The organism is Pseudomonas sp. PsB (assembly GCF_043658375.1).
Taxonomy (GTDB): domain Bacteria; phylum Pseudomonadota; class Gammaproteobacteria; order Pseudomonadales; family Pseudomonadaceae; genus Aquipseudomonas; species Aquipseudomonas putida_Z.
Window position 1 is genome coordinate 181,112 of sequence record NZ_JBIGLU010000007.1, and the last position, 21,573, is coordinate 202,684.

Annotated in this window: 17 protein-coding genes; 7 read left to right on the forward strand and 10 right to left on the reverse strand. The window is 65.5% G+C overall.

The window, feature by feature from the left end; genetic code table 11:
- Positions 1-387: 387 nt before the first annotated feature.
- Positions 388-2,070, forward strand: coding sequence for an electron transfer flavoprotein-ubiquinone oxidoreductase (locus ACGLHT_RS12330; protein WP_075045849.1), 1,683 nt, complete (start codon positions 388-390; stop codon positions 2,068-2,070).
- Between the two features lie 237 nt (positions 2,071-2,307).
- Here the strand turns inward: ACGLHT_RS12330 and ACGLHT_RS12335 are convergent, their stop codons facing one another.
- The 5 genes from ACGLHT_RS12335 to ACGLHT_RS12355 all read right to left on the reverse strand — a co-directional run bounded on the left by ACGLHT_RS12335 (position 2,308) and on the right by ACGLHT_RS12355 (position 5,625).
- Positions 2,308-2,709, reverse strand: coding sequence for a type II TA system antitoxin MqsA family protein (locus ACGLHT_RS12335; RefSeq protein WP_137164464.1), 402 nt, complete (start codon positions 2,707-2,709; stop codon positions 2,308-2,310).
- Between the two features lie 2 nt (positions 2,710-2,711).
- Positions 2,712-3,008 carry a type II toxin-antitoxin system MqsR family toxin gene (locus tag ACGLHT_RS12340; protein ID WP_137164465.1) on the reverse strand — a complete coding sequence of 99 codons (297 nt, stop codon included), beginning with the start codon at positions 3,006-3,008 and terminating at the stop codon, positions 2,712-2,714.
- A 94-nt stretch (positions 3,009-3,102) separates the two neighbouring features.
- Complete coding sequence (locus tag ACGLHT_RS12345) at positions 3,103-4,428, reverse strand: MFS transporter (protein WP_274078365.1); 1,326 nt, start codon at positions 4,426-4,428, stop codon at positions 3,103-3,105.
- Between the two features lie 72 nt (positions 4,429-4,500).
- Positions 4,501-4,980, reverse strand: a complete 480-nt coding sequence (locus tag ACGLHT_RS12350) for a histidine kinase (RefSeq protein ID WP_075045851.1) — start codon at positions 4,978-4,980, stop codon at positions 4,501-4,503.
- A 168-nt stretch (positions 4,981-5,148) separates the two neighbouring features.
- Positions 5,149-5,625: a sigma-70 family RNA polymerase sigma factor gene (locus ACGLHT_RS12355; RefSeq protein WP_075045852.1), complete on the reverse strand. Its 477-nt coding sequence runs from the start codon at positions 5,623-5,625 to the stop codon at positions 5,149-5,151.
- Between the two features lie 355 nt (positions 5,626-5,980).
- Here ACGLHT_RS12355 and ACGLHT_RS12360 point away from each other — a divergent pair, with 355 nt between their 5' ends.
- The 3 genes from ACGLHT_RS12360 to ACGLHT_RS12370 are packed head-to-tail and all read left to right on the forward strand — an operon-like array spanning position 5,981 to position 10,525.
- The gene (locus ACGLHT_RS12360; protein ID WP_137164467.1) at positions 5,981-7,153 is read left to right on the forward strand and encodes an efflux RND transporter periplasmic adaptor subunit; all 1,173 of its coding nucleotides are present in this window, start codon (positions 5,981-5,983) and stop codon (positions 7,151-7,153) included.
- A complete protein-coding gene (locus tag ACGLHT_RS12365) occupies positions 7,154-9,118 on the forward strand; it encodes a MacB family efflux pump subunit (protein WP_274120804.1) in 1,965 nt (654 codons plus the stop codon).
- Between the two features lie 3 nt (positions 9,119-9,121).
- Positions 9,122-10,525, forward strand: a complete 1,404-nt coding sequence (locus ACGLHT_RS12370) for an efflux transporter outer membrane subunit (protein ID WP_274120803.1) — start codon at positions 9,122-9,124, stop codon at positions 10,523-10,525.
- 125 nt (positions 10,526-10,650) lie between these two features.
- On the opposite strand, the gene ACGLHT_RS12375 is transcribed toward ACGLHT_RS12370, so the two are convergent.
- The gene (locus ACGLHT_RS12375; protein WP_274120802.1) at positions 10,651-12,270 is read right to left on the reverse strand and encodes a PvdJ/PvdD/PvdP-like protein; all 1,620 of its coding nucleotides are present in this window, start codon (positions 12,268-12,270) and stop codon (positions 10,651-10,653) included.
- A gap of 346 nt (positions 12,271-12,616) precedes the next feature.
- Here ACGLHT_RS12375 and pvdM point away from each other — a divergent pair, with 346 nt between their 5' ends.
- Positions 12,617-13,963 carry a pyoverdine-tailoring dipeptidase-like protein PvdM gene (gene pvdM, locus ACGLHT_RS12380; RefSeq protein WP_137164471.1) on the forward strand — a complete coding sequence of 449 codons (1,347 nt, stop codon included), beginning with the start codon at positions 12,617-12,619 and terminating at the stop codon, positions 13,961-13,963.
- A 17-nt stretch (positions 13,964-13,980) separates the two neighbouring features.
- Positions 13,981-15,267, forward strand: a complete 1,287-nt coding sequence (locus ACGLHT_RS12385) for an aminotransferase class V-fold PLP-dependent enzyme (protein WP_137164472.1) — start codon at positions 13,981-13,983, stop codon at positions 15,265-15,267.
- A gap of 142 nt (positions 15,268-15,409) precedes the next feature.
- Here ACGLHT_RS12385 and ACGLHT_RS12390 read toward each other — a convergent pair whose 3' ends face one another.
- On the reverse strand, positions 15,410-16,375 hold the full coding sequence (locus ACGLHT_RS12390; protein ID WP_137164473.1) for an alpha/beta hydrolase: 966 nt from the start codon (positions 16,373-16,375) through the stop codon (positions 15,410-15,412).
- Between the two features lie 142 nt (positions 16,376-16,517).
- On the opposite strand from ACGLHT_RS12390, the gene ACGLHT_RS12395 reads away from it, so the two are divergent.
- Positions 16,518-17,639 carry a cupin-like domain-containing protein gene (locus ACGLHT_RS12395; RefSeq protein ID WP_137164474.1) on the forward strand — a complete coding sequence of 374 codons (1,122 nt, stop codon included), beginning with the start codon at positions 16,518-16,520 and terminating at the stop codon, positions 17,637-17,639.
- A 145-nt stretch (positions 17,640-17,784) separates the two neighbouring features.
- Here ACGLHT_RS12395 and ACGLHT_RS12400 read toward each other — a convergent pair whose 3' ends face one another.
- The 3 genes from ACGLHT_RS12400 to ACGLHT_RS12410 form a co-directional block, all read right to left on the reverse strand.
- On the reverse strand, positions 17,785-19,176 hold the full coding sequence (locus ACGLHT_RS12400; RefSeq protein ID WP_137164475.1) for an aspartate aminotransferase family protein: 1,392 nt from the start codon (positions 19,174-19,176) through the stop codon (positions 17,785-17,787).
- 218 nt (positions 19,177-19,394) lie between these two features.
- On the reverse strand, positions 19,395-20,717 hold the full coding sequence (locus ACGLHT_RS12405; RefSeq protein WP_085691602.1) for an ATP-binding protein: 1,323 nt from the start codon (positions 20,715-20,717) through the stop codon (positions 19,395-19,397).
- Complete coding sequence (locus ACGLHT_RS12410) at positions 20,714-21,397, reverse strand: response regulator transcription factor (RefSeq protein WP_025339994.1); 684 nt, start codon at positions 21,395-21,397, stop codon at positions 20,714-20,716. Before ACGLHT_RS12410 ends, ACGLHT_RS12405 begins: the two co-directional genes overlap by 4 nt.
- Positions 21,398-21,573: the final 176 nt, after the last annotated feature.

Below are 21,573 nucleotides of genomic sequence, written 5' to 3' on the forward strand. Positions count from 1 at the left end.
CACGGGTCATTTTCTGTCGTGGCGTGTAAACTCCACTACAAACCGGCCCAAGGCCGCAAAACCCTGCTCCACACCTGGTCTTTAGAGGTGTACCTGCGCCCGGCTGCAAGCCTACGGCGAACGTAAAACCGCTCGTATCTTGACCGTAACACCCAATCCGGTCAATACGGCAAATCGGTCACCCTCCAGCCGCGTTCCTGTGATTTTACTGGCCTGCGGCAAATTCAAACAAACGTTTGTATTGGACCCGCCAAGTGGTGTAGATATAATGCGCGGCCAAGACAAAACGGTGTAGTCCGTCATTTGCCCAGCTACAGTTCCGCCGTTGCGTAGAACCGCTGCGAATGCCCCGCGCACCCATAAGACAAAGCAACAGCACGAGCCTTGATGAGTAGGAGAGAACCAGTGGAACGCGAATACATGGAATTCGACGTGGTCATCGTCGGCGCCGGCCCGGCGGGCCTGTCCGCCGCCTGCCGCCTGAAGCAGAAGGCCGCCGAAGCCGGTAGCGAAATCAGCGTCTGCGTGGTGGAAAAAGGCTCTGAAGTCGGCGCCCACATCCTCTCCGGCGCGGTGTTCGAACCCCGTGCCCTGAACGAGCTGTTCCCAGACTGGAAAGAGCTCGGCGCGCCGCTGAACACCGAAGTGAAGCGTGACGACATCTACGTGCTCAAGGATGCCGGCAGTTCGACCAAGGTGCCTGACCTGTTCGTGCCCAAGACCATGCACAACCAGGGCAACTACATCATCTCGCTGGGCAACCTGTGCCGCTGGCTGGCCCAGCAGGCCGAGAACCTGGGCGTGGAAGTCTACCCGGGCTTCGCCGCCCAGGAAGCGCTGTTCGATGAAAACGGCGTGGTGCGCGGCATTGTCACCGGCGACATGGGCGTCGACCGCGAAGGCAACCCGAAAGACGGCATGTACACCCCTGGCATGGAGCTGCGTGGCAAGTACACCCTGTTCGCCGAAGGCTGCCGTGGCCACATCGGCAAGCAGCTGATCAAGCGCTTCAACCTGGATAGCGAAGCCGATGTGCAGCACTACGGCATCGGCCTGAAGGAAATCTGGGAAATCGACCCGGCCAAGCACGAGCAAGGCCTGGTGGTGCACACCGCCGGCTGGCCGCTGGACGTGATGGCCAAGGACAACACCGGTGGTTCGTTCCTCTATCACCTGGAAAACAACCAGGTGGTGGTCGGCCTGATCGTCGACCTGTCCTACGCCAACCCGTACCTGTCGCCGTTCGACGAATTCCAGCGCCTCAAGCACCACCCGGTGATGGCGCAATATCTCGAAGGCGGCAAGCGCATCAGCTACGGTGCCCGTGCCATCTGCAAGGGCGGCTTCAACTCGCTGCCGAAGATGGTCTTCAACGGCGGCGCGCTGATCGGCTGCGACCTGGGCACCCTGAACTTCGCCAAGATCAAGGGCAGCCACACCGCGATGAAGTCCGGCATGCTCGCCGCCGAAGCGGTGGCTGACGCACTGATCGCCGGCAGCGAAGGCGGTGACCAGTTGAACGGTTACGTCAGCGCCTTCAAGGCCAGCTGGCTGTACGAGGAGCTGTTCGCCAGCCGCAACTTCGGCCCGGCCATGCACAAGTTCGGCCCGCTGCTGGGCGCTGCGTTCAACTATGTGGACCAGAACTGGTTCGGCGGCAAGCTGCCGTTCACCCTGCACGACACCAAGCCGGACTACGCCTGCCTGAAGCTGGCGGCCGAGTCGCAGAAGATCGACTACCCGAAACCGGACGGCAAGCTCAGCTTCGACAAGCTCAGCTCGGTATTCCTCTCCAGCACCAACCACGAAGAGGAACAACCCTGCCACCTGAAGCTGACCGACCCGAACGTGCCGATCGCCAGCAACCTGCCGCTGTACGACGAGCCGGCTCAGCGCTACTGCCCCGCAGGCGTGTACGAAGTGGTCACTCAGGAAGACGGCAGCAAGCGCTTCCAGATCAACGCGCAGAACTGCGTGCACTGCAAGACCTGCGACATCAAGGACCCGGCCCAGAACATCACCTGGGTCACCCCTGAAGGCGCAGGCGGGCCGAACTACCCGAACATGTAAGGCCCCTGCGCTAACGAAAAGCCCCCGGTTCTCACGAGCCGGGGGCTTTTTGTTTTACCTGTTCTGGCTGTACTGGCCCGTGTAGGAGCGACCTCGTGTCGCTATGGGCTGCGCAGCAGCCCCACGACCTATGCTCCAGCGCAAACCGTCGGGGCTGCTGCGCAGCCCATCGCGACACAAGGCCGCTCCTACAAAGTCCGCGTCATTCCGGAAACGAGACAGGGCAAGGCAATCGTATTATGCAGTCCTGACTTCCTCGAACAGTTCAGGGTGTCGGTCCAGCAGCTTGAGCAGTTTCACCAGCGCCACTGGCGGCGTGGTCTTGCCGTTTTCATAACGGGAGAACGCATTGACCCCACCACCGAAAATTTCCCCCGCTTCACGCTGGTCGAGGTCGAACTTCCTGCGTATGGAGGCAATAAAGGAAGGATCCACAACGGTTGCGTTGACTTGGCGCTCGAATGCCGTCATCAGGTGACTGACACGCATGGCTTCATCATGGCTCAGCACACATTCCCCACATGCAGAACAGTAATCGCCACTTACGTCAGGGATGACGGTCATCTCTCCTTTGTAGCTATAGGGCATGCCCTGAATGTCAGGTGCAAGCTCCGAGCCGCCGCATATTGGACATCTCATGATTACAACTCCTTGAAAGACACGATGAGCACGTCGTCTACCACGGACACTTTCAGATAAACGTACCCAATTGCTGTAAGCGGGCGATACACGTCCTGCCAAACCCGATGATCGATATGGCTGGTCATGCTCTTGTAGAAATCAGTGCGCTTCAAGCTGGTGATCACCTCAAGCATGCACGGAAAATCCATTCCCAGCGCCTTGGCGCCTCTCAATGCAGCGCCCGTAGGGCTGATGCGCCTTGCCGCAGCCAGGGCTTTTACCCGCTCCAGCGGGCAATGAGGCGTTCTCTTTTCCATGAGAAATTAACCTTCCAGGTTAAATTTGGCTAATAGGTTATTCCAATAACCCCCGCCCGGAAGTCTGCCTCAATGCCCTACGGCCGTTACCGGCTCATTTGTCACCGCACATGATCGGCATCGGCTCTGCCACAAACGCCAATGGCTCCCGACGCCCGAAATACAAGGCCGTCAGCAAACCCACCGTGCCCATGACCAGACAAAAGCCGACACACACCCACGGGCTCCACGGCATCAGCGCAATCAGCGCCAGCGGCGTGGTGCTGGCCCAAAGCGCGTAGGCCACGTTATAGGTAAAGGAGATGCCCGACACGCGGATCTCGGCCGGGAACAACCCGACCATCACTGACGGCACCACGCCCACCACGCCGCAGGACAGGCCAGCCAGCGCATAGGCAAGCCAGGTCATGCCCCACTGCCCCACCAGGCTGGCATACAACGCGCCGATGCCCACCGGCAGCAACAGGCTGTAGAACATCAGTGCGCGCCAGGCGCCTGCACGGTCGACCAGCAGCCCGGCCAGCACGCAGCCGATGTTGAGGAAGACGATGCCCACGCTGCTAAGGGCAAAGGTGTGCCCGGCACTCATGCCGAAGCGCTGCTGCATCACTGTCGGAGTAATCACCACCAGCACCACCACGGCGGAAGTCAGCACGCAGGTCAGCAGCGCCGCCGGGATCAACGCCCGACGGTGTTCGCCCAGCACCCGCCGCAGCGGGAAGCTCACCGGCTGCTCCTGGCGCGCGCGCAGGGCAAGGAACACCGGTGTTTCGCTGAGCCAACGACGCAGCCACACGCCGATCACGCCGAATACCCCGCCGAGCAGGAACGGGTAGCGCCAGGCGTAGTCGAGGATTTCCTGCTGGGTGAACACTTGCGCCAGCAAGGTCGCGGTCAGTGCCCCCAGCAGATAGCCAAAGGTCAGGCCGGCCTGCAGGAAGCCCAAGGCATAACCGCGCCGCCCGGCTGGCGCGTGCTCGGCGACGAAAGTCCAAGCGCTCGGCACCTCGCCACCCACCGCCGCGCCCTGCAGGATACGCAGTGCCAGCAGGATCAGCGGCGCGGCATAGCCGATGTCGGCGTAGGTCGGCATCACCCCGATCAACAGGCACGGCAGGGCCATCATCAGGATGCTCAGGCTGAAGACCCGCTTGCGCCCCAGGTGGTCGGCGAAGTGCGCCATCAGGATGCCGCCCAGCGGCCGCGCCAGGTAGCCGGTGACGAAGATTCCGAAGCTTTGCAGCAGGCGCAGCCATTCGGGCATCTCGGGCGGGAAGAACAGCTGGCTGAGGGTCAGCGCAAAGAATACGAAGATGATGAAATCGTAGATTTCCAGCGCGCCGCCCAACGCCGCCAGTCCCAGGGTCCGGTGGTCGCCGCGGCTGAACCGGGGCGGGCGAGCGGTATCGATGGCAGTCATGGCAGGGTCCGCAAATCGGCAAAGGGCAAGAGGATAGCAAATAGCTGCCCCCTTGCCCTGCCCGCTGCGGCTTTAGCGGTTGAACATGGTGTTGACGAAATTGGCCTTCGGCCGTGGCCGCACCGTGGCAGCCGGCATGGCGCCCGGCAGCGGCAGCTTGCCGACCAGCAGCGGCGTATCGATGATCGCCATGAACGCCTCCAGTGCCTCGTTGTCGGGCACCTGGGGCAGGCTCAGGCTGACGGCCTGGCGCTCGGTCTGCGGCACCAAGGGCACTTGCAACTGGGTAGAGTGATAAAGAAGGGCGTGCTGGATCTGCGTGCTGACGCGACAGAAGCGCGCCAGGTCGACCCCGACATGGCTGGCCAGCTCGATATTGCCCAACAGCAGGTGGAAAGGCTGCAAGGCACTCAGCACCAGGCGCTGCAGCTCCTCGAAGCTGTCCACTGGCGCTATCCGGTAGTAGCCCAGGCCGTTGAGCAGCCGCTCCAGTTGCAGGCGCTGGCAGGGGTGTGCGTCGGCGATGAGGATGCGCAGGGTCTTGTTGGCCATGGCGGGACCTGGGCAGTTGGGTAATGGGTAGGCTCCATGACCATACTGCGCCAGTAACGGCTGCTGCCAAGGCTACGCCTGGCAGGGGTCTTATTTGATAGAAGTCTGGAAAACCGTGGAAATCAAGTGATCGACTGACGGAATTTTCATCTGCATTCAACCCGGCGATCAGGATTCCCACTCGCGCATGCGCACCCGGCAGTGCTTCATGGCATTGACGATGTGCTTCTCCACCAGGCTGCGGGAAATACCCAGGTGCTCGGCAATCTGCTGGTGTGACAGGCCTTCGAGCTTGCGCAGCAGGAAGCAGTCGCGGCAGACCTTGCTCAGCTCATCCAGCGCGCGCTGCATCATTGCCAGGCGCTGGTCGAGCTGCATGTCGTGGGTCGGCGCCGGGGTATGCCAGCGCTCGTCGCTGTCCAGCACCTCCAGCGGCTCGGCCTGGCGTACCTGATGCCGCCGGTGGCGGTCGACCACCAGGTTGAGCGCGGTGCGGTAAAGGAAGGCACGCGGGTGCTCGATGCGCTCGGCGTCGGTGCGTTCCAGCACCCGCAGGTAGGCATCGTGCGCCACGTCTTCGGCGGCCTGACGATTGCCCAGGCGCGCGGAAAGGAAGCCCACCAGTTCGCGATAGTAATGTTCCACGACGTTACCTGAGATCGTCCTGCCAGCCTATGCCAGAAAGCCCTTTCAGGCAGCAACGCGGGACCGAGTGATGTCAGCGTGCGATCTTACAAATTATAATTATTCTCAGCAACAAGGTGCATGGAGCAACACCGCCACCACCCCAAGTGTATGCGCCCGTCTGTGGGAGCGGCCTTGTGTCGCGAAAGGGCCGCAAAGCGGCCCCGGCAATCTGCAGTGATGCGAAGATCCTGGGGGCGCTTCGCACCCCTTTCGCGACACAAGGCCGCTCCTACACAGACCGCGCCAAACTCACTGCGCTAAATCCCCTTCTGCCGCTTTCGTCTATCTGGCACCCCCTCGGCTGGATGTCTGCATGAGACCTTTAACCAACACCCGTCGCCGGCTCCTGCTCAGCAGCCTGGGCCTGCTCGGCCTGGGCTGCCTGCTGGCCTGGAAGGCCCTGCCCTACGGCGCACAGCCGCTCAGCACGGTTGCCGTGACCCGCGCCGACATCGAAAGCAGCGTCACCGCACTGGGCACCCTGCAACCAAGGCGCTACGTGGACGTCGGTGCCCAGGCGTCGGGGCAGATCCACACCCTGCATGTGGAGGTCGGCGACACGGTGCGCAAAGGCCAGCTGCTGGTCGAGATCGACCCTTCGACCCAGCAGGCCCGGCTGGATGCCGGCCGCTACTCGATCGACAACCTCAAGGCCCAGCTGGCAGAACAACGCGCACAGTTCCAACTGGCCCGGCAGCAGCTCAAACGCCAACGGGACCTGGCCGCCGCCGGTGCCACCCGCGACGAGGACGTGCAAACGGCCGCCGCACAGCTGAAGGTCACCCAGGCGCGCATCGACATGTTCCAGGCGCAGATCCGCCAGGCCCAGGCCAGCCTGCGCAGCGACGAGGCCGAGCTGGGCTACACGCGCATCTACGCGCCGATGGACGGCACGGTAGTGGCGGTGGATGCCCGTGAGGGGCAAACCCTCAATGCCCAACAGCAAACCCCGTTGATCCTGCGCATCGCCAAGCTCTCGCCGATGACCGTGTGGGCCCAGGTGTCGGAGGCCGACATCGGCAAGGTCACCCCGGGCATGACCGCCTACTTCACCACCCTGGCCGGCGGCAAGCGCCGCTGGACCAGCACCGTGCGGCAAGTGCTGCCGATCCCGCCCAAGCCCCTGGAGCAGGCCAGTCAGGGTGGCGGCAGCCCGGCCAGCGTCAGCAATGGCAGTGCCGGCAGCCAGGTGGTGCAGTACAGCGTGCTGCTGGATGTCGACAACCCGGACGGCGCACTGATGGCCGAGATGACCACGCAGGTGTTCTTTGTCGCAGGCAAAGCCAGCCAGGTGCTGACCGTGCCACTGGCCGCGCTGGACGACGGCGATGGCCTGCGCCTGGCGCATGTGCTGACCCGCGACGGCAAGGTGGAACAGCGCCAGGTACGCACCGGCCTCAGCGACCGCCTGCGCGTGCAGGTGCTGGACGGCCTCAACGAAGGCGAACGCCTGGTGATCGGCGCCCCTGGCGTCAGCGGAGGTTGAATGAGCACACCCCTGATCGAGCTGGTCGACATCCGTAAATCCTACGGCGGCGTCGAAACGCCCAAGGTCGATATCCTCCATGGCATCAGCCTGCGCATCCATCCCGGCGAGTTCGTCGCCATCGTCGGCGCCTCCGGCTCCGGCAAGTCGACCTTGATGAATATCCTCGGCTGCCTCGACCGCCCCACTTCCGGCAGCTACCGCTTCGCCGGCAAGGATGTGGCCGAACTGGGCAGCGACGAACTGGCCTGGCTGCGCCGCGAGGCGTTCGGCTTCGTGTTCCAGGGCTACCACCTGATCCCCTCGGGCTCGGCCCAGGAAAACGTCGAAATGCCGGCCATCTATGCCGGCCTTGCCGCCAGCGAACGCCACGCCCGTGCCAGCGCCCTGCTCGGCCGCCTGGGCCTGGCCAGCCGCACCGGCAACCGCCCGCACCAGTTGTCTGGCGGCCAGCAACAACGGGTGTCGATTGCCCGGGCGTTGATGAATGGCGGCCATATCATCCTCGCCGACGAACCCACCGGCGCCCTCGACAGCCACAGCGGTACCGAAGTGATGGCGTTGCTCGACGAGCTGGCCAGCCAGGGCCACGTGATCATCCTGATCACCCATGACCGCAACGTCGCGGCGCGGGCGCAGCGCGTGATCGAAATTCGCGACGGCCTGATCATCAGCGATTCGGCCGCCGAAAAGCCCACGGTCGACAACGGCCGCGGGCTGCAGGCCGACCAGCTGCGCCAGCGCCTGGACCGTGGCGCGACCTTGCACGGGGCGTGGAAAGGCGAATTGCTCGAAGCCCTGCAGGCGGCTTGGCGGGTGATGTGGGTCAACCGCTTCCGCACCGCCCTGACCCTGCTGGGCATCGTCATCGGCGTGGCCTCGGTGGTGGTGATGCTGGCAGTGGGCGAAGGCAGCAAGCGCCAGGTCATGGCGCAGATGGCAGCCTTCGGCTCGAACATCCTCTACCTGAACGGCAAGCCGGCGAGCCTGGGCGAGCAGGCCGGCACCATCACCCTCGACGATGTCGCTGCCATCGGCCAACTGCCGCAGGTCAAGCACGTGATGCCGGTGATTGGCGAAAAGATGATGGTGCGCCACGGCAACAACAGCCAGCGGTTCTATGTGGGTGGCAACAACACCGGGTTCCCCGAGATTTTCAACTGGCCGGCGGTGCAAGGCAGCTTCTACACCGAGGCCGATGAAGCCAACGCTGCCGCGGTGGCGGTGATCGGCCAGAAAGTGCGGGAAAAGATGCTCGACCCTGGGCGCGACCCGCTGGGGCAGTACCTGCTGATCGGCAATGTGCCGTTCCAGGTGGTCGGCATCCTGGCCGGCAAGGGCGCCAGCTCTGGCGACCAGGACAGCGACGGGCGCATCGTGGTGCCCTACTCCGCCGCAGCCATCCGCCTGTTCGGCCAGCGCGACCCAGACTACATCGCCGTTGCCGCCCTGGACTCCACGCGGGTCAACGAGGCCGAAGCGGCCATCGACAAGCTGCTGCGCCAGCGCCACAACGGCCGCCAGGACTTCGAGCTGACCAATGACGCGGCGCTGATCCAGGCCGAGGCGCGCACGCAGAACAGCCTGTCGCTGATGCTGGGGGCGATCGCCGCGATCTCGCTGCTGGTGGGCGGCATCGGCGTGATGAACATCATGTTGATGACGGTGCGCGAGCGCACCCGTGAAATCGGCATCCGCATGGCCACTGGTGCGCGCCAGCGCGACATCCTGCGGCAATTCCTCAGCGAGGCGGTAATGCTGTCGATGGTCGGCGGCCTGGCCGGCATCGTCCTGGCCCTGGCCATCGGTGGCGGCCTGATGCTGGCCGAAGTGGCGGTGGCCTTTGCCCTGCCCGCCATGCTCGGCGCCTTCGCCTGCGCCGTCGTCACCGGCATCGTGTTCGGCTTCATGCCAGCGCGCAAGGCCGCCCGCCTCGACCCGGTCAAAGCCCTTACCAGCGAATAACCCATGACTCTGCCTAGCCGCATCAGCCTGTTGACCTTATGCGTATGCCTCGCCGCCTGCAGCACGCCGCCAACACCCGCCAGCGGCATCGCCGCGCCATCCGCCTGGCAAGGCGAGGCCGCATCACCCTCGGTACAACTGCCAACGACACAGTGGTGGCAAGCCTTCGCCAGCAGCGAGCTCGACCGCCTGGTACAGCACGCCCTGCACAATGCCCATGACCTGGCTGCCGCCACGGCGCGGGTACGCCAGGCCCAGGCCCGCGCGGTCATTGCCGGCGCGCCGCTGTTGCCGGAGTTGAAGCTGGGCCTGGACGGCAGCCGCCAACGCCTGCTGCACGGTGACGGCTATGACCAGCTGGATGTCAGCCGCAGCGAGCCCACCAGCACCTCGTTCGACATGCAGCTCAGCGCCAGCTACGAAATCGACTTCTGGGGCGGCCTGCGGGCGACCCGTGACAGCGCCCTGCGCAGCCTGGATGCCAGCCGCTTCGACCGCCAGACCGTGGCGCTGACCCTGGTCAGCGCGGTGGCCGACAGTTACCTGCAGGGCCTGACTTTGCAGGAACAGTTGCGCATTGCCCGCCTCAACCTGCGCAATGCCCAGGACGTGCTGGGCCTGGTCGAGGCACGCCAGCGCAGCGGGTCCGCCACGCGCCTGGAACTGGCCCAGCAGCGCAGCCTGGTGGCCGCGCAGCAACGCCAGCTGCCGTTACTGGAACAGAAGTGGCAAGACAGCCGGGTCACCTTGGCTACCCTGCTCGGCGACCCGGTGCAGTCGCTACCCACCAGCCAGGACGCGATCAACACCCTGCAATGGCCCGCCATTGGCAGCGGTGTGCCCAGCGAGCTGCTCACCCGCCGCCCGGACATTGCCGCGGCAGAAGCACGGCTGGCCGCCGCCAGCGCCAACGTGCAGGTCGCCCGCGCCGCCATGCTGCCCAAGCTCACCCTCGGGGCCAGCCTGGGGGCTGGCGCCAATACCTTTGCCCATTTGTTCGACAGCTCCTACTACACCCTCACCAGCGGCCTGGTCGCGCCCATCTTCAACAACGGCCGGCTGCGTGCCGCGCGTGAACTGGCCGAGGCTGAACAGATGGAGTTGCTGGAGACCTACCGAAGCAGCATCCTGGCCGCTTTTGCCGATGTCGAGAAAGCGCTCAATGCGATCCAGGGCGTGGACCGCCAGCGGCAGTGGCAGGATGAAGAGGTGGAGCAGGCGCGGCTGGCGTTCGACCTGGCGCAGCAGCGTTATGGCGCGGGAGCGGAGACGCTGTTGAGCGTGCTGGAGACCCAGCGCACCTTGTATGTGGCGCAGGACCAGCAGGCACAACTGCGCCTGGCCCGGTTGCAGGGTAGCGTGGCGTTGTACAAGGCATTGGGGGGTGGGTGGCAGGTCGGGCAGTAAATCGCGTTGCCTTCCGGGGCTGCTGCGCAGCCCATCGCGACGCAAGGCCGCTCCCACAGGTTCAAGCCATGCGCCGTCATGTGGGAGCGGCCTTGTGTCGCGAAAGGGGCGCAGAGCGCCCCCAATCAACGCGAGCGCTGCGCCACCTTCAGGTTGCGCGCATACCACGGCCGCTGCGGTACCTTGGGCCGCAGTTTGTCGAGCAGGTCTTCATCGCTGTAGATGATGCGCAACGCCAGCTTCATGGTCTCCGGGTCCATCTCTACACTGCGCCCGGGCCGCAAACCCGGCACCGTCGAGCAGCCATGGGTATCCGGCCCCAGCCACGGGTCGGCCACCTCCACCCAGCGCCCTGGCGCAAACCATGGCACGCCATTGACTTCCAGGCGCCGTACCTCGCCCGGGTGCAGCCGCTCGTGAGCGTGGAACCAGTCCTCGATGCGGTCGTCGATCCAGCCATGAAAGTGCCAGAACACCGGGTTCACATGGGATGAAAACGGGTCACCGAGAAAATCGTTCTGTTCGGCGAACCAGCGTTCGGCAAAATCATCCGGCGTGCGCGCCGTCGGCACCGGCATGCCGTTGGAGGGGTCGCGCGGCACCGATGCCCAGCGCATGTGCAGCCAGTCGTGCAGGCCCAGCTCCACTTCCGAACCGAACTGGCCCAGGGTCAAGGTGCTCAGGTACTCCGGGTCGGTGTAGCGTGACTCCCAGACCAGGAAGTTGCCATGGAAGGTATCCGGCGTCTTGATGTCGCGCACCCACTGGGTGTATTCCGCATCACCGCTGGTCAGCCAGGTGGGCGGCAGGGCATTGCCGTCATGGTTGTCGAAGTAGCGGGCGAATCCGGCCCGGTCGCGCTCCAGTTCCGGCTGCGGCAGCGGGAAGCGCGTCCATGACGGCAAGTCCTGCAAGGCACGCGCCCTGCCAAGCATGTGCCGGTGCATGAAGAAAAAGTCTTCGCCCGAGCCGTTGCGGTCCTTGTGCCGGCCGCGCGCGTCACGCTCGCGATCACGTGGCCCGGGCTGCCAGCCCAGGCCACGCAGGGCGCCCTGCTTGTCCTTGCCCAGTTTGTGCCATTTGTCCCGTGACGAGTGCCACAGCTGGTGGAACAGGCGATGCTCCGGGGCGGTCAGCCAGGCCAGCAGTTGCGGGTTCAGCGGGATACGCTCGCGCGCCTCGGGGAAGGTGCGCTTCAAGGCCAGGAACTGGTTGTCCTCCACGGGCAATGTCAGCGCGCGGTCCAGCCGTGCAATGCGCCCGTTGAGGGTGGCCGGCCCGGCGTTGCCGAACCGGCCCCAGACCTCGTCGAGCACGATATGGCATTCATAGCGGGCCTGGGCCGAAAACAGGCGCCAGCGCAGGGTACCCGGCTTGTCCGCCAACAGGTCGCCTACCACGCGGTAGCGCGGTTCCTCCTGCCCTCGCAGGCGCTCGGGGGTATCCAGGTAGCCGCGCAGGGCGCGCCCGCTGGTTGCCACATCCAGGAACAGCTCCAGTTCACCCGTGGGCAGGCCGTCCAGGCCCGCATCCTTGCCCTGCAGGGTCCAGCGCCAGATGCCGCGCAGGGTATCGCCCAACTGCTGCAGGCGGGTATCGGCCAACTCGACGACGGCCTCGCCAGGGGTTTCCGGGAATTCCTCGGCGGCACGCTGGCGCTGCACATACAGCGCCCCCAGCGCACCGGGCACCACCACACCCGTCAATGCCACACCGGCGATGAAACCGCGTCGGGAAATCGTCATTGCATACCTGTGCATTCATTGCGGCCATGGAGCACGGCCCGTCCAAGGCTAGAACGTTGCACGGCAGGCGAAATTTAGCGGCTTGCCACCCCCGCCCCTGAGGGCAACTCGGTCAATGTAGGAGCGGCCTTGTGTCGCGAAAGGGCCGCAAGGCGGCCCCGGCAATTTTGCAGAGGTGCGAAGATCCTGGGGGCGCTGCGCACCCCTATCGCGACACAAGGCCGCTCCTACAGGGCCCTGCGCCAGCGACCTGATAGCGGCTAAATTTCTCGGGTGCGAGCTCGTTCACTGCAGGTAGCGGCGGCCTCTGTGCCCATCCCTCGACGGTGAACCTACTGAGACCAAGATGACGACTCCACGCTGGAAGAAAGCCCTGTTTATCAGCCTGGCCGCGGCGGTTGCCGCTGGCGCCGGGTTTGCCGCCTGGCATTACTTCGCCACACCCGCCGGCTATTCCAGGGAGGTGACCCGCCAGGCCAACGACCTGCAGGAACGCATCATCTCGTTCGACAGCCATGTCACCCTGCCGCTGACCTTCGGCACTGAAGGCAGCGAGGCCGACAAGGATGGCAATGGCCGCTTCGACCTGGCCAAGGCCGCACGCGGGCGTTTGTCTGGCGCGGCCCTGACCATCTTCGCCTGGCCAGAGTCCTGGACCGGTGACGGTGGCCCGCACCGCCCTACCCCAGGCTTCGTCGAAGCCGCCCGCCACACCCAGGAGGTGCGCTACAACGCCATCACCGCCATGGTCCGCGACTTCCCGCAGCAGGTGGGTATTGCCTATACCCCGCAAGACATGCGGCGCCTGCACGGCGAAGGCAAGTTCGCGGTGTTCCTCAGCATGCTCAACGCCTATGCGCTGGGCGATGACGTCGACCAGCTCGACCGCTGGGCCGCGCGCGGCGTGCGCATGTTCGGCTTCAGCTACGTGGGCAACAACAGTTGGGCCGACTCTTCGCGCCCGCTGCCGTTCTTCAATGACACCGCCGATGCCCTGGACGGCCTGTCGCCGGTCGGCAAGCGCGCCGTGCAGCGGCTGAACGACCTGGGCGTGATCATCGATGTGTCGCAAATGTCCAGCAAGGCGCTGGCCCAGGCCGTTGCCCTCAGCCGCGCGCCGGTGGTGGCCTCGCACTCGGCGCCGCGGGCGATGGTCGACATCAAGCGCAACCTCTCCGACAAGGAGCTGCAGCTGATCAAGGACAGCGGCGGCGTGGTCCAGCTGGTGGCCTTCTCCACCTACCTCAAGCCCTTGAGCAGCAAGACCCAGGACAAACTCAACGCCCTGCGCGCCCGCTACGACCTGCCGCCACTGGCCAACCTCGACTACGCACTGATGCCAGGTGACCCGGTGATCGCCGGCTGGCCCGAGCAGAAGGTCGGCCAGTACGCCAACGCGCTGTACGGCATTCTCGAGGAGGAACCGCCAGCCACGCTCAAGGACTATGGCGACGCCATCGACTACACCGTGCGCAAGGTGGGCATCGACCATGTCGGCCTGAGTTCGGACTTCAACGAAGGCGGCGGCATCGACGGTTGGCAGAACGCCAGTGAAGCACGCAACGTCACCGCCGAACTGATCAGCCGCGGCTACTCCGAAGCGGATATCGCCAAGCTCTGGGGCGGCAACTTCCTGCGGGTGTGGGAGCAGGTGCAGCGCGCCGCGCAACCTGTCGCCACCTCATCCCCCTGACCCTTGCGAGCCATTTGATGAACGATCGTCGCACCTTTCTCAAACAGGCCGGCCTGCTTGCGGCCGCCCTGCCCCTCACAGGCCCACTGCTGCCTGCCGCCCAAGCGGCGTCTGCGCAGCCTGCCACCGCCAGCGACTGGGCCGGGTTTCGCAACCTGTTCGAGCTGGACCCGGCCTACGCGCACTTTGCCAACTTCCTGATCACCTCGCACCCACGGCCCGTGCGCGAAGCCATCGAGGCGCTGCGTGCCCGCTTCGACCGCCACCCGGCCCGCATGGTCGACTGGGACAGCCAGTCGGAATGGAAGCACGAAGCCGCCGTGCGTGAATGGGCAGCCCGCTACCTCGAAGTGACGCCCCGGCAAATCGCCCTGACCGGCAGCACCACCGAAGGCCTGGGGCTGATCTATGGCGGGCTGAAGATTGCCCCGGGGCAGGAAATTCTCACCACCGTGCACGAGCATTCGGCCGCCCGCCATACCATGGGCTTTCGCAACAAGCGCGATGGCACACCGGTGCACCGGTTGCGCCTGTTCGACGACCCCGCCAAGGTCAACAGCGACCAGGTACTGGCCACCATCGCGGCGGCCATCGGGCCGAAAACACGGGTACTGGGCATGACCTGGGTGCACTCGGGCAGTGGCGTGAAACTGCCCGTGGGCGAGATCGGCGCGCTGGTGCGCGAGGTCAATCGCCAGCGTGACGAGCAGGACCAGATCATCTACGTGATCGACGGTGTGCATGGCTTCGGCGTCGAAGACATGCGCTTTGCCGATCTCAACTGCGACTACTTCATCGCCGGCACGCACAAGTGGATGTTCGGGCCGCGGGGTACCGGGATCATCTGCGCGGCGTCCACCGAACTGAAGCAGCTGAACCCGAGCATTGCCACGTTTTCCGAGAACGAGGACTTTGCCACGGTGATGACACCCGGGGGTTACCACGCATTCGAGCACCGCTGGGCATTGGGCAAGGCGTTCGAGCTGCACCTGCAATTGGGCAAGGCGGCGGTGCAGGCGCGGATTCATGGGCTTAATGGCTATATCAGGCAGCGGCTTGAGGCGCTGCCGGGGGTCGAGCTGGTGACACCGCGCAGCACGCAGTATTCGGCGGGGTTCACCTTCTTCCGGGTCGCGGGGCAGGATGCTGATGAGGTGGCCCGGTATCTCAACAGCCAGCGCATCGTGGTCGATGCGGTTTCGCGGGATGTCGGGCCGGTGGTGCGGACGGCGCCTGGGCTGTTGAATACCGAGGCGGAGATCGAGCGATTGGTCGATGTGTTGAAGCAGCACCTTCGCGGGTGAGGCCCTGGGGCCGCTGTGCGGCCCATCGCGACACAAGGCCGCTCCTACAGGTACAGCGCCAAGTTCGAATAGACGCGGTCTACTGTAGGAGCGGCCTTGTGTCGCGAAAGGGGCGCGCAGCGCCCCCGGCAATCTCGGCCCATCACCGGCCAATGACCCGCTTCAACCACTCCCCGACATCCCGGTAAATCCCCTCCACCTGCCCCACGATCCCCGACATGCGCAAGAAGTCATGGGTCAACCCCTCCACCCGGGCAAAGGTCACCGCCGTCCCACCCGCCACCAGCCAGTCACGATAGGCCATGCCCTCATCATGCAACGGGTCATACTCGGCCACAAACAGGCAAGCCGGCGCCAATGGCTCGCACAGCGTCGACAGCAACGGCGACACCCGCCAGTCCAGGCGCTGCTCGCACTGCGGCGCATAGTGCTGGTAGAACCACTCCAGGGTAGGCGTCTCCAGCAGGTAACCCTCGGCATGCTGGCGATGGGACTCACGCCAGCAGGAGATATCGGTCACCGGGTAGAACAGCAACTGTGCCAGCGGCTTGAACGCCAGCGCCTCGGGCTGCTCCACCGCCGTAATGGCCAGCACCGCCGCCAGGCTGGCGCCCACACTGTCCCCTGCCAGCACCACCCGGCGGTTGTCCAGGCCCAGCGACGCCGCCTGCTCAGCCAGCCAGTTGGCGGCGTCCAGCACATCGTGCAGGGCTTTCGGGAACTGCTGCTCCGGTGCCAGCCGGTAGTCCGCCGCCAGCACCGCGAACTCGCCCAGGGCCGCCAGGCGACGGCACACCGAGTCATGCGAATCGAGGCTGCCGACCACATAGCCGCCGCCATGCAGGTACAGGATCACTGGCTGCAAGGCAGCACCAGCATCCCCCTGGCGGTACAGGCGAGCAGCCAGGCGGGCACCGTCGCGCGCGGTAATCTGCAACTCGCTGGCCGTGACGTTGCCGGGCGGGCTCGGGTCGAGTACCTGCGAGCTGCCTTCGAACTCGGCACGGGCCTGGGCCACGTCCATCGCGTGCATGGGCAGGCTCCTGCCCGTCAGCCGGCCAAATTCGACCAGTTCCAGAAATGCCGCCAGATCAGGGTGCAGTGCCATGTGGGTTCCTTGGGTGAACAATGTGACTCGAGCCTCCCTACGGGACGTAGCAGCACACCGAAAAATTACCCGCCCACACGGCTAAATCGTTGGTGCAGGCACTCGTTATCCCAGCACAACGAAAGACCGCCAGAGGCATACCGTGGACCTTCAGAGCATCCTCAGCAAACTGTTCGCCAACGCCCATGCCGTCGGCATCGAAGGCGTTTTCCAGTTCGTCTTCGGCCAGGACCGGGCCTTCTGGTCGGAGGTGCGTGACAGCAGCCGCACCGGTGCCGGCCGGCACAGCGCCCCGGACGTCACCATCGAGGTGGCCGAGCGTGACTTCCTCGGCATCATGGGCGGCACCGCCAACGTTGAAGAACTGTTCGCCAGCGCCCGCCTGAAGATCAGCGGCAACATGGGCCTGGCCACCCTGCTGCCGCAGATCATCAGCAACGCCCGGCGCGGCGCACCGGCGACCAAGGTGTCGATGAACCAACGCTACCCGACACCGGCACGCCTCAGCGAACGGGTGTCGGCCGCGCAACCGGTGCTGCGCGAGGTGGCACGCATTGCCCGCGCCGACATGTCGCTGGCGCGCTTCCAGGGCGAATACCTGGCGCACGGGACGCCGGTGGTCATCAGCGATGCCCTGCAGGACTGGCCGCTGTTCACCATGGGCCGCGAAGCTTCGCTGGAGCATTTCGCCGAACTGCAGGGCATCACCCGGCACGGCGACTACGTGAAGAAGACCTTCTCCACCGACCGCGACTTCCGTTCCACTTCCATGGCCGACTTCATCGCCTCGCTGGACACCCCTGCCAAACCCGGCGAAACCCCGGCCTACATGGGCAACAACATCGTGCCGGAAAAGCTGTTGACGCTGATTCGCTACCCGCAGTACTTCGCCCGCGAGAAGTTCATTGCGCCGCGCATCTGGATCGGCCCCAAGGGCACACTGACGCCACTGCACCGCGACGACACCGACAACCTGTTCGCACAGGTATGGGGGCAGAAGTCGTTCATCCTTGCCGCGCCGCACCATCGCCCGGCCCTGGGTACCTGGTCGACCAGCCCCAAGGGCGGCCTGGACGGCTGCGACTTCAACCCCGACGCCCCGGATTACCAGCGCTTCCCGGCGGCGCGCGAGGTGCCGTTCCTGCGCGTGGTGCTGCAGGCCGGTGACCTGTTGTTCCTGCCCGAAGGGTGGTTCCACCAGGTGGAGTCTGTGACCACCTCGCTGTCGGTGAACTTCTGGGTGAATTCCGGGCGCGGCTGGTAGCCGGGATTACCAGGGGGGGGGCGCTTTGCGCCCCTATCGCCGGCAAGCCAGCTCCCACAGGGACTGCGCCGACCGGAAGGCTTGCGCTGTACCTGTGGGAGCCGGCTTGCCGGCGATAGGGCCGCGCAGCGGCCCCGGCAATCGATCAGACCGCCGCGATCAACGCCTCGGCAAAGCGCTGCGCGACCTCATCGATCTGCTCGCCACTGATGATCAACGGCGGCAGGAAGCGCACCACCGCCCCATGCCGCCCACCGAGTTCCAGAATCAGCCCGCGCCTGAGGCACTCACGCTGCACCTTCGCCGCCAATTCACGGTTGGCCGCCGGATGCCCAAGCGCATCCCGCTGGCCTTGCGGATCCACCAGCTCCACCCCAAGCATCAGGCCACGCCCGCGAATATCACCCAACTGCGGATAATCCCGCTGCAACTGCTGCAGGTGCTGGCGCAGGCGCTGGCCCATGGCCTCGGCATGCTCTGCCAGGCGATGCTCGACCAGGTAATCGATCACCGCCGAACCCGCCGCCATGGCCATCTGGTTACCACGGAAAGTGCCGGCGTGGGCGCCCGGTTTCCAGGTGTCCAGCCAGTCGCGGTACACCACCACCGCCAGCGGCAGGCTGCCGCCAATGGCCTTGGACAGGGTGACCACGTCCGGGATGATGCCGGCATGCTCGAAGGCGAACATGCGCCCGGTACGGGCGAAACCGCTCTGGATCTCATCGACGATCAACGCCACGCCGGCCTGCTCGGTGATACGGCGTACCCCCTTGAGCCACTCGATATCGGCCGGAATCACCCCGCCCTCGCCCTGCACCACCTCGAGGATCACCGCCGCCGGCAGCGGCACGCCGCTTTCCGGGTCGAGCAGCAGGGTTTCCAGGTAATGCAGGTTGGCCCTGACCCCGGCTTCGCCGCCCAAACCGAACGGGCAACGGTAGTCGTAGGGGTACGGCATGAACTGCACACCGTTGCCGAGCAAGGCACCCAGCGGCTGCTTCGGGCCATGGCTGCCCATCAGGCTCAGCGCACCCTGGCTCATGCCATGGTAGGCGCCATGGAAGGCAAGGACGGTGCTGCGGCCGGTGGCGCTGCGCACCAGTTTCAGCGCTGCTTCCACTGCATCGGTACCGGTCGGGCCGCAGAACTGGACCTTGGCCTCACGGCGCAACGCCTCGGGCAGCACACCGAACAGGTCCTGGACGAAGCGGTCCTTGACCGGCGTGGTCAGGTCCAGGGTGTGCAACGGCAGCTCATCGGCCAGTACCCGCTGGATCGCCTCGACCACCACCGGGTGGTTGTGGCCCAGCGCCAGGGTGCCGGCGCCGGCCAGGCAGTCGATGAACTGGCGGCCTTCGACATCCTCCACATGGATACCACGGGCGCGCTTGAGCGCCAGCGGGATGCGCCGCGGGTAGCTGCGGGCGTTGGACTCCTGTTGTTGCTGGCGTTGCAGCAAGGGGGAATCGGTGAACTCGTACAAGGCACGCGGCGCGCTGGCCGGCGGGACCTGGGCAAGGCAGGAAGCGGTGGACATGGGTCAATCCTCGCAAGCAAGCGAAAGTGCGGGTGTTCGTCGCTTGGAGAACGCTTGAGTGCGGGGAGGATTTAGCGGTTGTTACTGTATTTTACTCTGCCTGTGCCGGCCCTTTCGCGGGCTTGCCCGCTCCCACAGGGATCGCATGCATCTCAGACCCTGTGCAGTACCTGTGGGAGCGGGCAAGCCCGCGAAAGGGCCGGCACAGACAGCGAAGATCAGCTGGCCGAGCGCGCCGGCACTTGCAACAACACCCGCAACCCATCACTGCGGCTGTCGAACTTCAGGCTACCGGCACAACGCTGCACGATCGCCTGCACGATCGCCAGCCCCAGCCCGCATCCACCACTCTGCCCGTTACGCCAGAAGCGCTCGGTCAGGTGTTCCAGGTCCGCCTCGGCAATCCCCGGCCCATGGTCCCGCACCATGAAGCCCACCTGGCCGTCAGCCATCTGCACCTCAAGCTCCACCGCCTCGTCGCCGCCATGGCGCAAGGCGTTGTCCAGCAGGTTGCGCAGCGCTGCCACCGCCAACGGCGCAGGCATGCCCAGGTAGATCTGCGTAGCGGCTTCAGGCAAGCGCAGCACGATGCGCCGGTTGTCACCGCCGCCGGCATCCTGCACCGCCTGCCGGGCCACCTGCTCGGCGCTGCACTGCACGCCATCCTCGAACGACAGGCTGCCCTCCACCCGCGCCAGCATCAACAACTGCTCCAGCGTGCGGTGCATGCGGTCGGCGCCCTGCTCAGCATGTTCCAGCGCCTGCTCACGCACGGCGCCATCGGTCATCCGCGCTACCTGCAGGTGGGTCTTGATCGCCGTCAGCGGGCTGCGCAGTTCATGCGCGGCATCGTCGGTCAGGCGCCGCTCACGCTCGATGGTCTGGGCAATACGCAGGAACAGCTGGTTCTGGGTTTCCAGCAACGGTTGCAGTTCGCTGGGCATGCCCGCCACCTGCAGCGGCTCGACGCTGTCCGCGCGCCGGCGGCGCAGGGCATCGCGCATGCGATTGAGCGGCTCCAGGCCCTTGCCCAGGCCGATCCACAACAACCCCAGGCTGCCAAGCAGGGCCATCAGCACTGGCGCCGAGGCTGCCAGCAGGATCGACTGGTTCAGCGCCTCGCGCTCCATGTGCCGGTCGGCGGTGGTGATACGCACATCGCCATGGTTGTAGGTGAAGGTGCGCCACAGCGCGTCGTCGATGGTCTGGTCACGGAAACCGCTGCGTTCATCGTCCATGACGCCATCGTGCTTGTGGTTGCTGGCGAGAATCTCGCCACGCAGCGAGCTGACCTGGCAGGCCATGCCGTCCGGCACGCTGAACTGGTCGGCGGAAAAGTGCGCCTCCCCGCCCTTGGCGGTCAGCGGCTGCGGCAGCTGGTCGATCAGCCCGGCGACCATGCGCGCCGAAGCCACCAGGCGCTGGTCGAGGGAGAACATCATCTGCTGGCGCAGGTCACGCAGCATCCACGCGGCGGCCAGCGCCCAGATGATCACGAAGGCGCTGCCCAGGATCAGGCTCAGGCGTACCCGCAGGCTCATGATGCGGCCTCCTCCGGCGCCTGCGCCGGGCCCAGCCGGTAGCCCAGGCCGCGCACGGTCTCGACGATGCCGTTGCCCAGCTTGCGCCGCAGATGGTGGATATGCACGTTCAGGGCATTGCTCTCGACTTCGTCGCTGAAGCCGTACACGCAGTCTTTGAGCTGCTCGCCGGACAGCACCCGCCCGGGGTTCTGCAGCAGCGCCTGGAGCAATGCCTGTTCACGCCGGGACAGGTCGACCGGCTGGCCGGCCAGGGTTGCCTCGCAGCTGCTCGGGTCGTAGCGCAGCGGGCCGTGTTCGATCACATTCACCGCCCGCCCGGCCACCCGTCGCAGCAGGGTGTGCAGGCGAGCAGCCAGCTCGCGCAGGTCGAACGGCTTGAGCAGGTAATCGTCGGCGCCGGCCTGCAGGCCATCGACCCGGTCGGTGACCGCATCACGGGCAGTGAGTACCAGCACTGGCAGCGTCTCGCCTTTCTCGCGCAGGCGGCGCAACAGCTTCAGGCCGTCTTCGTCGGGCAGGCCAAGGTCGAGGATCATCACGTCGAACTGCGCGGCCTGCAGCATCGCCCGTGCATCGGCGGCGTTGCCCACACGGTCCACGGTCAGGCCCTGGGCGGTAAGGCCGGCGCAGATGCCGGCGGCGATCAGGTCGTCGTCCTCACAGAGCAGAACGTGCATGGCGGGGCTCCCGGAATGGTGTGGCTGGCATTGCACCTTGGGCAGATTAAGGGGGGATTATGGACCTTTTGTGGGGTGGAGGGGTGTTCACCTTGCCCCTTGCAGCGCCTGTGAGATCGAGCGCCGCCCGCGCGGCGCTTCGCAGCACAAGGCTGCTCCTACATCTGTTTCGGGCC